The organism is Mammaliicoccus sp. O-M54, assembly GCF_022386035.1.
GTDB classification, from domain to species: domain Bacteria; phylum Bacillota; class Bacilli; order Staphylococcales; family Staphylococcaceae; genus Mammaliicoccus; species Mammaliicoccus sciuri_A.
Map to the genome: position 1 here is coordinate 42095 of NZ_JAJNJE010000001.1, position 13726 is coordinate 55820.

Sequence of the window (13726 nt, forward strand, 5' to 3'; positions counted from 1 at the left end):
GGATGATTTAAATATCCTAGCTGCTTTTATGATAATTTAAATTGTGAACTATTGAACAAAATGATGTCAGACGCTGGTTTACATGGTAAAATATAGTTGATAATAAAATGAATGGAGTGTTATACATGAAAATCAAAATGGGCATGATTTCTGTAATAGCATTATCATCGTTAGTATTTGCAGGATGTGGACAATCAAGCGATGATAGCAGCAAAGAAGAATACAGTTCACAAGGGGAAAAAATCTTTAAAAACAATTCTTGCGTAGGATGTCATGGTAAAGATTTAGATGGTGCATCTGGACCATCACTTAAAAAAGTCGGTGCCAAAATGTCTGAATCAGATATTGAAAAAATTATCAACGAAGGTAAAGGTAATATGCCGAGTCAAGTTGTAGATGAGAAAGAAGCAAAAGAAGTTGCTAAATGGTTAGCTAAACAAAAATAATCATTTATATTCAATTTGCATATAAATTGGAAATTTTACTGTGAAAAACATATGTATTTTAATTGAATAATGATAAGTAATAAAGGTGTTGTTAATTATGTGTAAATAATTAACAACACCTTTTAAAATACTTTCATGTCAGTGTTCAGTAACATTTTTATCAGTAAAATTATAAAATGTTAACGGTTATATTACAGATTTGTAACAAAACAATATTGAGATAAAAAATATGCTATATTATTTCCAGTATTAATTGAGGAACATCATATAAATAATAAATATAAACGTAAATACATACACTTCGGGAGGATATGTCATCATGAAGAAGACTTTCATTACATTAGCATCTGTTACAGCTTTAACAACTTTAGCAAGTTCATCTGCCTATGCAGCTGATATTAAAGTAAAAGAAGGACAATCATTAGACAATATCGCAAAAGAATATGGAACATCAGTGTCAGAAATTAAATCTTTAAACAACATTGATACCGATGTTACAGTTGGACAAACATTAAAAGTATTAGAAGATAACATCTATACAATTCAAGAAGGAGATACACTTAACAAAATAGCTAAGAAATTTGATGTTAAGGTTTCAGACTTAAAAGAATGGAACAATTTATCTTCTGATTTAATTATTGTTGGTGATGAATTAAAAGTTGCATCTGAAACATCAGAACCAACTGCAGAACCTACTAGTTTAACGGTTAACGCACCTGAATCTCCAGCTCAAGAAGATGCATTATTAAGATACGTATTCGAACAAACATCATACGGCAATGTGTACAACAGTGAAGATTCAGTCGCTTATGTTGCACCTACATTTAATGAAAATCAATCAACACAAAACACTGCACCTGTTTCATACAGCCGACCAAATACAGGTGGCGGAAGCAATTTATATACTTCTGGACAATGTACGTACTATGCATTTAGTAAACGTCCAGATCTTGGCAATACTTGGGGTAATGCAAACAACTGGGCAAACGCAGCAGCTCAAGCAGGTTACACTGTAAACAATAGCCCAGCGGCAGGTTCAATTTTACAATCTACAGCAGGTGGATATGGACATGTAGCTTATGTTGATAAAGTAAATGCTGATGGTTCAATCCAAGTTTCTGAAATGAATTATCAAGGTGAAGGTATTGTTTCTTCACGTACAATTTCAGCATCAGCAGCTGGTTCATATAATTATATTCATTAGTTTTTATAGTAACTTAATAAATAAGCAAGTAGTTAATTCAGTTTAAGAATTTTAACTATTTGCTTTTTTTTATCATTATAGTTGATATAATAAACGTAAATGTTAGTGTAGAGGTTTGAAAACATGAAAAAAAGGTTAAAAATCATATTAGTTATACTTTTGTTATTGATTATTAGTATCAGTGTTTATAAAGTATTAGATATAAATAAGTTTCAAACGAACGAACAGTTTAAAGAGCAACAAGGGAAACAATCGTTTCAAAACAGTCATCCAGCTACAGGCATGAATGTAAATAATGAAACTGTAAATGTTTTTTCAACTGAAAAATCAAAACAATTAAAAGAGGTAACATCTAAAAATGATATTACAGTTATTAATTTATTTGCCTCTTGGTGTGACCCTTGTAAACGAGAAATGCCTGAACTTGTAAAATATGCAAAGCACGAAGATAAAGGTGTCGAATTAGTTGGTTTAAATGTTAAAGATAAACGAAAACCAGCTAAACAATTAATGGACGATGTAAATGTGAATTACGATGTTTACGTTGCGCAAGATGATTTTCTAGAAAAATATAAATCGTATAATATACCTACAACTTTATTTGTAGATAAAAATGGCGAAATCAAAAAAGTCTATTTAGGTGAATTATCTGAAAAGACACTAAACAACTTAGTTACACAAGTTAAGGAGGAAATTTAATGGGGGTACATCAATATTTTAAAAGTTTGTCTGATTTAGAGAAATTAGTAAGATGTCCAGGTAAATTTAAGTATCAAGACCATAATGTTGCAGCACATTCCTTTAAAGTAACGAAAATAGCGCAATATTTAGCAACAGTAGAAGAACAAAATGGTCAAGAAATAGACTGGAAACTTGTATATGAAAAAGCTTTGAACCATGATTATCCTGAAATATTTACAGGTGACATTAAGACACCTGTGAAATATGCGTCTTATGAAATTAAAAAATTATTCTCTCAAGTTGAAGAAGAGATGATCGATAAATTTATAACAGAAGAATTTCCTGAGCAATATCAAGATATATATAGACATAGACTACAAGAGGGTAAAGATGATAGTATAGAAGGGCAAATATTAAGTGTTGCTGATAAAATTGATTTATTGTATGAATCTTTTGGTGAAATTCAAAAGAGAAATCCAGAACCTTTATTCTTCGAAATTTATGAAAGTTCATTGGAAACAATCATGCAATTTGATCATTTAGCATCTGTACAAGATTTTATTCAACATATTATACCTGATATGTTACAAGAAAAATTTATACCACGTTCAGAGTTAAGAGAGATAACAATGACGATACTTGAGAAACGTGAAACAAAAAGGAGTTAGTGAATTGAATGATTTGGCCGATTCTAGCTTTGTTTCTTCCTTGTTTAATGGTTATTATTTTCACGCAAATTGCTCAAAATAAATGGATTGGATTACTTGTATCCAGCATTATAATTGGTGTTTCTGTTTATAAAGGCTTTTTTAACAATGAGCTTATTATGTTGTTAGATGTACTGAGTTTAGTAGCAGGCTTTTATATAGTTGATACACTTAAAATAGATAAAATTGAATCAAGATAGATAAGAGGAATAATCATTTAGATTTTTCCTCTTATTTGTATGTAATTTTAAAATTAACGAACAAATGTTTGGTCATTTTTACAAATTTTTGATAAAATAAATATATATATTACAGAAAATGAGGAGGTTCCTATGCAACATTTTCCTTTTAAAATACATTCTGACTATTCACCTCAAGGGGATCAGCCAGAAGCAATTAAATCTCTTGTAAAAGGCATTAACGAAGGCAAGAGACATCAAACTTTATTAGGTGCGACAGGTACAGGTAAAACATTCACGATGAGTAATGTCATCAAAGAAGTCGGTAAACCTACATTGATTATTGCACATAATAAAACGTTGGCTGGACAGCTATATAGTGAGTTTAAAGAATTCTTTCCTGAGAATAGAGTAGAATACTTCGTAAGTTATTACGATTATTATCAACCTGAAGCATATGTACCTCAAACAGATACTTTTATTGAAAAAGATGCCTCTATAAATGATGAAATTGATAAACTTCGACATTCAGCTACTAGTGCATTGTTTGAACGAGATGATGTTATCGTTATTGCGAGTGTCAGCTGTATTTATGGTTTAGGTAATCCAGAAGAATATAAAGACTTAGTTGTAAGTACGCGTGTCGGTATGGAAATGGAACGTAATGAACTGTTAAGAAAACTTGTCGATAACCAATATTCACGAAATGATATAGATTTTAGACGTGGTACATTTAGAGTTAGAGGAGATGTTGTAGAAATATTTCCAGCATCACGTGATGAACTATGTGTCAGAGTAGAGTTCTTTGGAGATGAAATCGATAGAATTAGAGAAGTGAATTACTTAACAGGAGAAGTTATTGCTGAAAGAGAGCATTTTCTATTTTATCCCGCGTCTCACTTCGTAACACGTGAAGAAAAAATGAAAGTTGCGATTGAGCGTATTGAGAAAGAACTTGAAGAACGATTGGCTGAACTTCGAAAAGAAAATAAACTTCTAGAAGCTCAACGACTTGAACAAAGAACGAATTATGATTTAGAAATGATGAGAGAAATGGGCTTTTGTTCAGGTATTGAGAACTATTCTGTGCATTTAACGTTACGACCAAAAGGTTCTACACCATATACTTTATTAGATTACTTTGGTGATGATTGGTTAGTGATGATTGATGAATCTCACGTAACACTTCCTCAAATTAGAGGTATGTATAATGGTGACCAAGCGCGAAAAAATGTCTTAGTCGAACACGGCTTTAGATTACCAAGTGCTTTAGACAATAGACCGCTTAAATTTGAAGAGTTTGAAGAAAAAACGAAACAATTGGTTTATGTTTCAGCAACACCGGGACCATATGAAATTGAACATACTGATGAAATGGTCGAACAGATCATTCGTCCTACAGGTTTATTGGATCCGATTGTTGAAGTCAGACCAAGTGAAAATCAAATAGATGATTTAATGGCTGAAATTAATGAAAGAATAGAAAGAAATGAACGTGTATTAATTACAACGTTAACTAAAAAAATGAGTGAAGATTTAACGACTTATTTAAAAGAAGCCGGCATTAAAGTGAATTACTTACATTCAGAAATAAAGACATTAGAAAGAATAGAAATTATTCGAGACTTAAGAATGGGTGTTTATGATGTATTAGTTGGGATTAACTTACTAAGAGAAGGTTTAGATATCCCAGAAGTTTCACTGGTTACAATTTTGGATGCAGATAAAGAAGGTTTCTTAAGATCAGAGCGTTCGTTGATTCAAACGATTGGTCGAGCTGCGCGTAATGATAAAGGTAAAGTGATTATGTATGCTGATAAAATTACAGATTCTATGAGAACAGCATTAGATGAAACAAGTAGAAGACGTGCTACTCAAGAAGCGTACAATGAAGAACACAATATTACACCACAAACAATTAACAAGAAAATACGTGATGTCATATCAGCAACAGTAGAAACGGATGAAGTAACCGAAAAAGATACTAAAAAAGCGCCTAAGAAACTTACAAAAAAAGAAAGAGAAAAGACAATCGAGCGCATAGAAAAAGAAATGAAAGATGCTGCGAAAGATTTAGACTTCGAGCGTGCATCTGAACTAAGAGATATATTATTTGAACTAAAAGCAGAAAGGTGACTGAGATGAAAAACAAATCCATCATCGTAAAAGGTGCAAGAGCACATAATTTAAAAGATATAGATATAGAAATACCTAAAGACCAACTTGTTGTTATGACTGGATTATCTGGTTCAGGAAAGTCGTCTTTAGCATTTGATACGATTTATGCAGAAGGCCAAAGAAGATATGTAGAATCATTAAGTGCCTATGCGAGACAATTTTTAGGACAAATGGATAAACCAGATGTAGATTTAATTGATGGTCTTTCTCCAGCGATATCAATTGATCAAAAGACAACAAGTAAAAACCCAAGATCAACTGTTGCTACCGTGACTGAAATATATGATTATTTAAGACTATTATATGCAAGAGTTGGTAGACCAATATGTCCTAACCATGGTATTGAAATTAAATCACAAACGGTTCAACAAATGGTCGATCAAGTTATGGAATTAGAAGAAAGAACAAAAATACAAATTCTGTCACCAATCGTTTCAGGGCGTAAAGGAACACATAAGAAATTGATTGAAGACATTGCTAAAAAAGGCTATGCAAGGTTAAAAGTAGATGGCGATATTTTAGATGTAGATGATGTTCCAGATTTAAACAAAAATCAAAATCATTCTATTGATGTCGTGATTGATAGACTTGTCATTAAACCAGGTATTGAAGCAAGATTAGCTGATTCATTACAAACAGCGCTAGAATTAGCTGACGGTAATGCAGTTGCTGATATTATTGAAGGTGATGAAATTAAATTTTCTGAACACCATGCTTGTCCGATTTGTGGATTCTCAGTAGACCAATTAGAACCTAGAATGTTCTCATTTAACAATCCGTTTGGTGCTTGTCCATCTTGTGATGGCTTAGGAAGTAAATTAACTGTAGATGTTGACTTAGTCGTGCCAGATAAGACATTAAGTTTAAATGAAGGTGCCATTTTGCCATGGCAACCAATCAGTTCTAATTATTATCCAACTTTATTAAAACAAGCTTGTGAACATTTTAAAATCGATATGGATAAACCATTTAATAAATTAACGAAAAAAGAAAAGAACATCGTCTTAAGAGGTCATGATGATGAAATAGAATTTAAATTTAATCAAGATTATGGCGTTAAAACAGAAAGAAAAAGAACGATGGCTTTTGAAGGTGTACTAAATAATATAGAACGTCGTTACCATGATTCACCATCTGAATACGTTAGAGAAGTGATGCAAAAATACATGGTCGAAAAAACTTGTGAAACATGTGATGGTTATCGTTTAAATGAAAAAGTACTTTCTGTCAAAATTGATGGCCAACATATCGGTGAAGTAGTCAGATATTCAATTTATAATGCAATCAAACATTTTGATAATTTAGATTTAGATGAAACAGAACGTAAAATTGCGAAGCTCATCTTAAAAGAAATTCATGAAAGATTATCTTTCTTAAATAATGTAGGTTTAGAATATTTAACACTTAATCGAGCATCAGGTACTTTATCTGGTGGGGAAGCACAACGTATTAGACTGGCAACTCAAATCGGTTCAAGATTATCTGGTGTGTTATATGTGCTTGATGAGCCTTCTATTGGTTTACATCAAAGAGACAATGATCGCTTAATTGATACATTGAAATCTATGAGAGATATGGGTAATACATTAATTGTCGTTGAACATGATGAAGATACGATGAAAGCTGCGGATTATTTAATTGATATAGGTCCAAAAGCAGGTGTACATGGTGGTGAAGTAGTTGCGAGTGGTACACCTGAAGAAGTGATGGCAAATGAACAATCTTTAACAGGTAAATACTTAAGTGGTAAAGAAAAAGTGTTTGTACCATCTAAACGAAGAAAAGTTACGAAACGTAAAATATCTGTTAAAGGCGCGACAAGTAATAATTTGAAAAATGTCGATGTAGACTTCCCATTATCAGTTATGACATGTGTAACAGGTGTTTCAGGTTCTGGTAAAAGTTCATTAGTTAATGAAGTATTGTACAAAGGTTTACAAAAGCAATTGTATAATACGAAAACAAAACCAGGTGAACATAAATCTATAAAAGGTGTAAATGAAATTGAAAAAATTATAGATATTGACCAATCACCAATTGGTAGAACACCACGTTCAAACCCTGCAACTTATACAGGTGTATTTGATGACATTAGAGATGTATTTAGCCAAACGAATGAGGCAAAAGTGAGAGGTTATCAAAAAGGAAGATTTAGTTTTAATGTTAAAGGTGGCCGTTGTGAAGCTTGTAAAGGTGACGGCATCATTAAAATTGAAATGCATTTCTTACCAGATGTATACGTACCATGTGAAGTTTGTGATGGAAAACGTTATAATAGAGAAACATTAGAAGTCACTTATAAAGGAAAAAGTATTTCTGATGTATTAGAAATGACAGTAGAAGATGCTTATCACTTTTTCGAAAGTTTACCTAAGATAAATAGAAAATTAAAAACAATAGTAGACGTTGGTTTAGGATATGTTAAACTAGGTCAACCCGCAACAACTTTATCAGGCGGTGAAGCACAACGTGTGAAACTTGCTTCTGAACTTCATAGACGATCTAATGGTAAGTCATTATATATACTTGATGAACCGACAACAGGTTTACACGTAGATGATATTAAACGTTTATTAAGTGTGTTAAATAGACTCGTTGAAAATGGCGACTCTGTCATCATTATTGAACATAATTTAGATGTCATTAAAACAGCAGACTATATTATAGATTTAGGTCCAGAAGGTGGAGATGGTGGCGGTGAAATTATAGCTACTGGAACACCAGAAGACATTGTAGAAGTTGAAGCATCTTACACTGGTAAATACTTAAAACCAATTTTAGAACGAGATCGATCATAAACCAGGAGGGGTTATTTATGAACGAAGTACAATTAAAAATTTTAGACCTTATTGAAGGTGGGAAAATTACTGTTGATGAAGCGGTAAAATTACTTGATGCAACATCTCATAATCAAAAATCATCATCACCATTTGATAAGAAATCTAAAGAAAATGTTGAAAATTTATTTGAAGACTTGTTAGATAAATTTAAGACAACTGCCAAATCAGGGAAAACTGAATTTGAAAAGAAGTTTAAGGATAATGAAGGAACAGGTCAAGATCCTATTCAACAATTAGATGAATCTTTAAGAAATATCATTAGAAATTTCAATAAAAATAACGACCAAAATAAAGATATTTAAATTTATTCCCTAGAAACGATAAAACGTTTCTAGGGTTTTTATATTTGCAGAAACTGTTGTAATATTGATAATGATTGCAGTTAAGGTTAAAGTTCATTAGAATTAACATATATTAACCTAGAGGTGAACCCTATGATATCAAGTAGTAAATTAATAGAGCAATTTAATTTGGAAGTTATTGCCGGGAAAAATGGCTTACATCGTAAAATAACAGAAACGGATATATCACGTCCTGGTCTAGAAATGGCTGGGTATTTTTCACATTATTCATCAGATAGAATTCAAGTATTAGGTACAACTGAGTTGTCGTTTTATAATTTGTTGCCTGATGAAGAGAAAAAAGGTAGAATGGCTAAATTATGTAGACCTGAAACACCAGCTATTATTATCACACGAGGTCTAGATGCACCAGAAGAACTCGTTCAAAGTTGTAATGAAAATAATACACCGCTTTTAAAAAGTGAGTCTTCAACGACTAAATTGATGGGGCAAGTAACCGGATATTTAGAGCGTGAACTAGCACCTGAAACATCATTGCATGGCGTTCTCGTCGATGTTTATGGCGTAGGTGTATTAATTACAGGTGATAGTGGTGTCGGTAAAAGTGAAACGGCATTAGAACTTGTTAAACGTGGTCACAGACTTGTTGCCGATGATAATGTTGAAATTAAAGAAATTAATAAAAACGAATTAATCGGTAAAGCACCGAAGATTATTGAACATTTACTTGAAATACGAGGTCTTGGTATTATCAACGTTATGACTTTATTTGGTGCGGGATCTATCTTGATGGAGAAAAGAATCAAGTTAAACATCAATTTAGAAACATGGAACAAAGAAAAAATATATGACAGAGTTGGATTGAATGAAGAAACTTTAAAAATCTTAGACTCAAAAATAACTAAAAAGACGATTCCTGTTAGACCGGGTAGAAACTTAGCAGTTATTATTGAAGTTGCTGCGATGAACTATCGATTAAACAACATGGGAATTAATACTGCTGAAGAGTTTAATAATCGTCTTAATGCAGAAATTTTGAAAAATGCACGTAAGGAGAATGAATAATGGAAGTGTTAGGCATTGATCCCGTAGCGATACAATTAGGACCGCTAGCAATACGATGGTATGGTATTATCATTGCTTCCGGTATATTAATTGGATATCTAATCGCACAAAGAACTGCTAAAAAAGTTGGAATAAAAGAAGAATCACTTATAGATTTAATTATATGGTGTGTCGTAATGGCAATTATCTGTGCACGTATTTATTACGTAGCTTTTGAATGGGATTATTACAGTCAACATTTAGCAGAAATACCTCTTATTATGAATGGTGGTATAGCTATTCATGGTGGATTGATTGGTGCCTTTTTAACAGGGTTCATCATTTGTCGTAAAAAGAATTTGTCATTCTTCCAAATGGTTGATATTGTCGCGCCAAGTATCATTTTGGCACAAGCAATTGGTAGATGGGGTAACTTTATGAATCAAGAAGCGCACGGTGGACCTGTTTCACGTAGTTTTCTTGAGAATTTACATATACCTGAATTTATCATTAACCATATGCAAATAGACGGTATTTATTATCAACCAACATTTTTATATGAATCCATTTGGAATATAGTTGGGTTTATCATTTTACTACTCATTAGACCTAACTTGAAAATTGGTGAGACATTCTTTGCTTATTTAATTTATTATTCAATTGGTAGATTCTATATAGAAGGTTTAAGAACGGATAGCTTGATGCTTACTGAACATTTAAGAATCGCTCAAGTTATTTCTATTGTGATAATTGTTGTTTCTATTATTTGTATTATTTATAGAAGAGTACGTTATAATCCGAAAAAATTCAGAGATGTTAAAGGTTATTATCATAACTAATGTGAAAGAAGTGTTTACGTGAGAGCATTAAAGACTAAAAAAGTAAATGGTGCGAATCCATTATGGAAAATGTATGAAACAGTACGTTTTATAAAAGTATTTAAAAATGTTATTATCATTGAAATTAGTAGATATTTACCGAGTGTTAAATGGAAACATTTTCTATACAGAAAAGGGCTCAAGATGAAAGTTGGTCAAAAGACAGCTTTCGCATTTAAAGCAACGCCTGATATTATGTATCCTGAACTTATCACTATCGGTAAAAACTGTGTAATAGGATATAATGCAACCATTCTATGTCATGAATATTTAGTCGAAGAATATAGAATTGGCCGTGTAAACATTGGAGATAATGTCTTAGTTGGTGCAAATGCCACTATACTTGCAGGTGTGAGTATAGGTGATAATGCTGTTATAGCAAGTGGTACAATCGTGACGAAAGATGTACCTAATGATATGATGGCATATGGCAATCCTATGGAACTTAAAAAAAGGCGGTGAGTCAGTCGTTGGGAGAAAATTCAAATGTCATACACGTAAAGTTTGATAAAGACTTCTATTATCATAAAGCAATGGAAAAAATGAGAGAACAAGATTTCGGATATGCCGAGTCTTTATTTAAAAAAGCGCTTGAACTATCACCTAATGATTTTGTGATTATACCGCCTTATGCTGAATGTCTTGTAGAGCTAAATAAAAATACTCAAGCAGAAGAAATGATGTTCGATCAAATTGTGAAAGAAAATTTTGTGACAGATTATTATTTTTATTTAAGTCAAATGTATATAAAGACGAATGAACCTAATAAAGCATTTTTATTTGGGTTAAGATATGTAACAGAAGAGGACGACCAAGATTATTTTGAAGAAATGATTCAAATGTTTGAAGTAAAGTATAATGATCAAACAATTGTGGAAGAAGAAGCGGAAAGATTTGTGATTCAACATATTTTTCAATACTTATTTTCACATGGCAGGTTACAAGAAGCGAATGATTATATTGATAGACAACGTGCTAAATTACAAGAAGATAAACATATTATGAATTTAAAAGCGATGTCTATGTTATACAATAGTCAATATGACGAAGCGGAGATATTGTTACAAACGATATTGGAAGATAATCCTTCTGATATTTACGCTTTATGTCATATGACGTTATTGCTATACAACACGCAACAGCTAGAACGTTATGAGCAATATCTGAATCAATTAAGTAAATTACATCCTATTAATGATGAAGAATCTTTTAAATTGGGTGTTGTTCTAAGCTATTTAGGAAAGCATAAACCTTCTAATCAATTATTAGTGCCTCTTCTAAAAAAAGCACAAGCTGCTACGCCACAATTACACCACGCCTTAAGTTACAACTTCTATCATTTAGGATATTTAGATGAAGCGAAAAGACATTGGCAAAGATTTGAAGATAGTGTACAATATCATAGTCAATTGCCACCTTGGAAAATTGATGAACTCAAAGATATGTTAGACCGTCATGTGTTACCTTTATTAAAAGACGAAGACTATCGATATAGGTTATATGGCATCTTTTTATTAGGGCATATGAAACATAGAGAACTCGTTATGTCTCATGAAATATGGGAAGTTCTAGAAAGTTTACCAGACTATGAAAGGTTATATATAACGTATACTTTTCAAGATTTACATTTAAACAAGTTAGGCTTTATTGATAAAGGTATGAAGCTTATTGAACAATCCATATATCAAAAATATGGTAAAGAGATTTTTGTATCATGGATTGAACATGCAGAAATGCTCATTGCAGATAATGAATCGATTGAACAAGTTGAACATTATGTTGCAGCATCCATTTATATTTATTTAAAGATGGTAAATCAAAAAATAACTAAAAAAGAGATTAAAGATACATTTCATATTACGACGTATCGCTTGAATAAAGCGATCAATGCTATTTTGAGCATATAGTTATGAATAGTAATGATTATGATGTACAATTCTACTGAATTAATAAGAGGAGGCAGTTTATAAATGACTACACAAGTAGATTATGATGTAATTATAGTTGGGGCTGGACCAGCAGGAATGACTGCTGCAGTGTATGCTTCAAGAGCAAATTTATCAACTGTAATGATAGAACGAGGTATGCCAGGTGGACAAATGGCAAACACTGAAGATGTAGAGAACTTCCCTGGCTTTGATTTAATAACAGGTCCAGACTTATCAACTAAAATGTTTACACATGCACAAAAATTTGGTGCTAAATATGAATATGGTGACATTAAAGAAATAGAAGATAAAGGTTCTTATAAAGTTGTAAATATGGGTGACAAAACATTAACAGCTCGTGCAATTATCATTGCAACTGGTGCAGAGTACAAAAAAATAGGTGTACCAGGTGAACAAGAATTAGGTGGACGCGGTGTAAGTTACTGTGCAGTATGTGACGGTGCATTCTTTAAAGGGAAAAACTTATATGTAATCGGTGGCGGAGATTCAGCTGTCGAAGAAGGTATTTTCTTAACTAAATTTGCAGACAAAGTTACAATTGTTCACAGAAGAGACGAATTAAGAGCTCAAAAAATCATTCAAGACCGTGCATTTAAAAATGAAAAAATTGATTTCATTTGGAACACAACATTAAAAACAATTAATGAAAAAGATGGTAAAGTAGGATCAGTAACATTAGTTTCAACTGAAGATGGATCAGAGTCAGAACACCAAGCTGATGGTGTATTCATCTATATCGGTATGAAACCATTAACTAAACCATTTGAATCATTAGGCATTTTAAATGAAAATGGCTATATCGAAACAAATGATGAAATGGAAACTAAAGTACCAGGTGTATATGCAGCAGGCGATGTTCGTGAAAAAACATTACGTCAAATCGTTACAGCAACAGGTGACGGCAGTATCGCAGCACAAAATGCACAAGCATATATCGAATCATTAGAAGACGAAGAACAATTAATATAATTTGAGTAGTGAAGAGGCGAGGACACATGTCCCGCCTCTTTTTTTATGTGGATGGTAGGTGCGGAATGTGATTATCGGTAGGTCCGGATGTGGAAAATATGGACCGATACGGAAAATTTCCGGTCCAGAAATGTGGAATAGGGACCGATAAAAATAATTACCGGTCCAGAAACGGAAAATATGGACCGATAAATAAAATTACCGGTCCAGAAACGGAAAATATGGACCGATAAATAAAATTACCGGTCCAGAAATAGAGAATATGGACCGATAAAAAAATTTACCGACCCGAAAACAGGATTTTCAGTCCGATAAAAATAAATATCGACCCGAAAACGAAACATCAATA

Annotated in this window: 13 protein-coding genes; all 13 read left to right on the plus strand. The window is 32.3% G+C overall.

Annotated elements, in window-relative coordinates:
• The first annotated feature begins 125 nt into the window (after positions 1-125).
• The 13 genes from cccB (at position 126) to trxB (ending at position 13377) form a co-directional block, all read left to right on the plus strand.
• The gene (gene cccB / locus LQ673_RS00200) at positions 126-446 is read left to right on the plus strand and encodes a cytochrome c551 (protein WP_025904526.1); all 321 of its coding nucleotides are present in this window, start codon (positions 126-128) and stop codon (positions 444-446) included.
• A 319-nt stretch (positions 447-765) separates the two neighbouring features.
• Complete coding sequence (locus LQ673_RS00205) at positions 766-1650, plus strand: CHAP domain-containing protein (RefSeq protein ID WP_126476658.1); 885 nt, start codon at positions 766-768, stop codon at positions 1648-1650.
• Positions 1651-1773: 123 nt separating this feature from the next.
• Positions 1774-2349 (plus strand): TlpA family protein disulfide reductase, encoded by a 576-nt coding sequence (locus LQ673_RS00210; protein WP_037588750.1) that lies wholly within the window; start codon positions 1774-1776, stop codon positions 2347-2349.
• Positions 2349-2999, plus strand: a complete 651-nt coding sequence (locus LQ673_RS00215; protein WP_025904529.1) for an HD domain-containing protein — start codon at positions 2349-2351, stop codon at positions 2997-2999. Before LQ673_RS00210 ends, LQ673_RS00215 begins: the two co-directional genes overlap by 1 nt.
• A gap of 8 nt (positions 3000-3007) precedes the next feature.
• Positions 3008-3238, plus strand: a complete 231-nt coding sequence (locus LQ673_RS00220; protein WP_025904530.1) for a DUF2198 family protein — start codon at positions 3008-3010, stop codon at positions 3236-3238.
• A 132-nt stretch (positions 3239-3370) separates the two neighbouring features.
• Positions 3371-5353 carry an excinuclease ABC subunit UvrB gene (gene uvrB / locus LQ673_RS00225; RefSeq protein ID WP_037588751.1) on the plus strand — a complete coding sequence of 661 codons (1983 nt, stop codon included), beginning with the start codon at positions 3371-3373 and terminating at the stop codon, positions 5351-5353.
• A gap of 5 nt (positions 5354-5358) precedes the next feature.
• Positions 5359-8193, plus strand: coding sequence for an excinuclease ABC subunit UvrA (gene uvrA, locus LQ673_RS00230; protein WP_191836339.1), 2835 nt, complete (start codon positions 5359-5361; stop codon positions 8191-8193).
• Between the two features lie 17 nt (positions 8194-8210).
• Entirely contained in the window at positions 8211-8537 is a 327-nt protein-coding gene (locus tag LQ673_RS00235) for an SHOCT-like domain-containing protein (protein WP_126476656.1), read from the plus strand.
• A 132-nt stretch (positions 8538-8669) separates the two neighbouring features.
• Positions 8670-9602 (plus strand): HPr(Ser) kinase/phosphatase, encoded by a 933-nt coding sequence (gene hprK, locus LQ673_RS00240; RefSeq protein ID WP_025904534.1) that lies wholly within the window; start codon positions 8670-8672, stop codon positions 9600-9602.
• A complete protein-coding gene (lgt, locus tag LQ673_RS00245) occupies positions 9602-10420 on the plus strand; it encodes a prolipoprotein diacylglyceryl transferase (protein ID WP_191836338.1) in 819 nt (272 codons plus the stop codon). The genes hprK and lgt overlap by 1 nt, the downstream gene beginning before the upstream one ends.
• An 18-nt stretch (positions 10421-10438) precedes the next feature.
• The gene (locus LQ673_RS00250; protein WP_159315301.1) at positions 10439-10921 is read left to right on the plus strand and encodes an acyltransferase; all 483 of its coding nucleotides are present in this window, start codon (positions 10439-10441) and stop codon (positions 10919-10921) included.
• An 8-nt stretch (positions 10922-10929) separates the two neighbouring features.
• Complete coding sequence (locus tag LQ673_RS00255; protein ID WP_239704774.1) at positions 10930-12366, plus strand: tetratricopeptide repeat protein; 1437 nt, start codon at positions 10930-10932, stop codon at positions 12364-12366.
• Positions 12367-12429: 63 nt separating this feature from the next.
• A complete protein-coding gene (gene trxB / locus LQ673_RS00260; protein WP_025904538.1) occupies positions 12430-13377 on the plus strand; it encodes a thioredoxin-disulfide reductase in 948 nt (315 codons plus the stop codon).
• The last annotated feature ends 349 nt before the right edge of the window (positions 13378-13726 follow it).

Coding starts and splice junctions, on each gene's coding strand:
- trxB (WP_025904538.1), top strand. CDS start 12,430: ATGACTACACAAGTAGATTATGATGTAATTATAGTTGGGGCTGGACCA.
- LQ673_RS00215 (WP_025904529.1), top strand. CDS start 2,349: ATGGGGGTACATCAATATTTTAAAAGTTTGTCTGATTTAGAGAAATTA.
- uvrB (WP_037588751.1), top strand. CDS start 3,371: ATGCAACATTTTCCTTTTAAAATACATTCTGACTATTCACCTCAAGGG.
- LQ673_RS00235 (WP_126476656.1), top strand. CDS start 8,211: ATGAACGAAGTACAATTAAAAATTTTAGACCTTATTGAAGGTGGGAAA.
- LQ673_RS00220 (WP_025904530.1), top strand. CDS start 3,008: ATGATTTGGCCGATTCTAGCTTTGTTTCTTCCTTGTTTAATGGTTATT.
- hprK (WP_025904534.1), top strand. CDS start 8,670: ATGATATCAAGTAGTAAATTAATAGAGCAATTTAATTTGGAAGTTATT.
- uvrA (WP_191836339.1), top strand. CDS start 5,359: ATGAAAAACAAATCCATCATCGTAAAAGGTGCAAGAGCACATAATTTA.
- LQ673_RS00210 (WP_037588750.1), top strand. CDS start 1,774: ATGAAAAAAAGGTTAAAAATCATATTAGTTATACTTTTGTTATTGATT.
- cccB (WP_025904526.1), top strand. CDS start 126: ATGAAAATCAAAATGGGCATGATTTCTGTAATAGCATTATCATCGTTA.
- LQ673_RS00205 (WP_126476658.1), top strand. CDS start 766: ATGAAGAAGACTTTCATTACATTAGCATCTGTTACAGCTTTAACAACT.
- lgt (WP_191836338.1), top strand. CDS start 9,602: ATGGAAGTGTTAGGCATTGATCCCGTAGCGATACAATTAGGACCGCTA.